At 30.9% G+C, this 236-nt stretch carries 1 protein-coding gene; it reads right to left on the bottom strand.

The genetic code is table 11. The annotated features are described in order from the left end of the window. The coding region (locus ACY2RS_RS15900; RefSeq protein WP_490099627.1) for an efflux RND transporter permease subunit at positions 1-236 on the bottom strand (236 nt) is incomplete at both ends.

The raw sequence follows: 236 nt of genomic DNA, 5'->3' as shown, positions 1-236 counted from the left end.
CCAAAGACCCCAATAAAACTCAAGAAAATAGCAATCATAATAATAAATGGTTTTGAAATAGAGTTAAATTGGAAGATAAGAATTAAGAATATTAAGCCCAAGTCACTAAAGAAAGCACTCATTAAAAAAGCTTGTTCTTTTTCTTGTTTCTCTAGTTGTCCCGCATAATTAATTTTCACACTATCTGGAATTTCGTTGAAATTACGCATTTCATTTTTTACCTGTGCTACAGCAGC

The sequence above is a fragment of the Patiriisocius sp. 208BN25-11 genome, assembly GCF_058147145.1.
The sequence above is the reverse complement of the archived record's forward strand: the minus strand, read 5'-3'. Positions and strand labels throughout refer to the sequence as shown.